This window comes from Moorena sp. SIO3I6 (genome assembly GCF_010672095.1).
On sequence record NZ_JAAHHU010000983.1, the window covers coordinates 1 to 1,831 of the forward strand.

General features: G+C 43.7%; 4 protein-coding genes. 2 read left to right on the top strand and 2 right to left on the bottom strand.

The window, feature by feature from the left end; all coding sequences use genetic code 11:
* The first annotated feature begins 344 nt into the window (after positions 1-344).
* Positions 345-947, top strand: coding sequence for a Uma2 family endonuclease (locus tag F6K49_RS45215; protein ID WP_293048184.1), 603 nt, complete (start codon positions 345-347; stop codon positions 945-947).
* A gap of 240 nt (positions 948-1,187) precedes the next feature.
* Positions 1,188-1,349, top strand: coding sequence for a hypothetical protein (locus F6K49_RS45220; RefSeq protein WP_293030909.1), 162 nt, complete (start codon positions 1,188-1,190; stop codon positions 1,347-1,349).
* A gap of 51 nt (positions 1,350-1,400) precedes the next feature.
* Here F6K49_RS45220 and F6K49_RS45225 read toward each other — a convergent pair whose 3' ends face one another.
* Positions 1,401-1,538 carry a hypothetical protein gene (locus F6K49_RS45225; RefSeq protein ID WP_293030912.1) on the bottom strand — a complete coding sequence of 46 codons (138 nt, stop codon included), beginning with the start codon at positions 1,536-1,538 and terminating at the stop codon, positions 1,401-1,403.
* A gap of 76 nt (positions 1,539-1,614) precedes the next feature.
* Positions 1,615-1,831, bottom strand: a 217-nt coding sequence (locus F6K49_RS45230) for a hypothetical protein (protein WP_293108674.1), incomplete at its 5' end; no start/stop codon positions are given.

A 1,831-nucleotide genomic window follows, 5' to 3' on the forward strand; every position in this document is an offset into this window, starting at 1 on the left:
CAAGGCGAGATTGCGAGAAAACATGTTATACTAAAAGCACTTATAAAGATAACTTTAATACTCTTGATTGCTAGCATCCCATTTTGGCAAATATATCTTTTTATGTGGGCGGTATAATCCCGCTCACACAGCTGGGGTATAGTTTGTAAAATCTGGGATGCTCCCTATTTATTCCCCAAGATAACCTGTTGACTTTACGCAGAAATTAGTATTTTCGTAATAAATCTTTACCTATTGACGAAAGCAGACAAGCCCTAGTGTCATTGGCGTATATATCTTTCCCCTCTTGTATCCATGCCTTTTTATGCAATAAGTCTGTTTACAACCTAGATACAAACCCTATAATGACCAGGCTACTGATTCAAACCCAAACTGTTCCTGTTATGGTCAATCTTCCTGGGATCATCCCAATGACTCTCGCCCAGTTTTATGAATTCTGTTTAGCCAATCGAGATCTACGAATTGAGCGCACCGCCAGTGGAGAAGTTGTGATTATGCCCCCAGTCTTTTCCGATACAGGCAATCGGAATCTGAAAATTTCTCAACAATTGGCTAACTGGGCTGATCTCGACGGTACGGGTGAAACCTTTGACTCCAGCACCGGCTTTACCTTACCCAAGGTCGCGATCCGCTCTCCAGATGCCTGTTGGATTAAACTGGAGAGCTGGAATGCCTTAACCGAAGAACAGAAAGCTTCCTTTGCCCCCATTTGCCCCGACTTTGTGATCGAGTTACGTTCAGCCAGCGATACACTCAGTGGCTTGCAAGATAAAATGCAAGAATACCTTGACAAGGGTACATCACTGGGTTGGTTAATCGACCGCCAAAACCGGAAAATTTACATTTATCGTCCTAATCAGAAACCAGAGATTTTGGACAATCCTGAAACCGTTAGCGGTGCTCCGGAACTGGCGGGGTTTGTGCTAAACATGAGCAAGATTTGGTGAAAGCAATTGTCAGCTATCAGCTAATGCGCTACTTGAGATGCTACTTGAGGTGCTATCAGACGTCAGCTATCAGCTAATGCGCTACTTGAGATGCTACTTGAGGTGCTATCAGCTATCAGCTAATGCGCTACTTGAGATGCTACTTGAGGTGCTATCAGCCTATGGGCTACAGATGGTGCTACTTGAGGTGCTATAGCACTACCCATTAAAGTTAGGACATTGATAAAAGCTCATTTGCTAATGCACGTCAACTTTTGCCTCTTGCCTCTTGCCAATGCCATTGCGCGTAGCGCTATATCAGCCTATGGTTTAGCTTTCGGTGCGATTGGCCTACGGCCACGCTACGGGATCAGCCCTACAGGCATAGCTGCGCTGACCGGACTACTTCTCAACCAAGATTAACGAGAGTGCGAACGCGCCCCGCGTGACATGCAGGTCGATCGCACTTCTGTGCTAAGAGTTTTGAGAAAGCGATCGCACTTGTGTACCAACAGTTTTAAGAAAGCGATCGCTCTTGTGTAGCAATAGTTTTGAGAAAGCGATCAGCCCTACACCGGTTAGCCCACACCCCATACCCAGTAAGGCTAACAATGCTGCTTGTCACCCCGTCAGGTCAAAAAGACACCGGTTAACTAGTATAATTAACTTAAAAAAAGTTAATTTTTTTTTACATAAAAGGTACCCTCAAGGGGACTATTAAGCTGGGGTTAGATGTATTATTATTTTGGAATAAACATACCCCATTCAGCTGTGTAAGCATGATTATACTGCCTACATAAAAAGATATATTTGCCAAAATAGGATTGTTCCAATCACTAGCATTAAAGTTATCTTTATAAGTGCTTTTAGAATAAAACGCCATGTTCTCCCGCAATCTCGCCTTT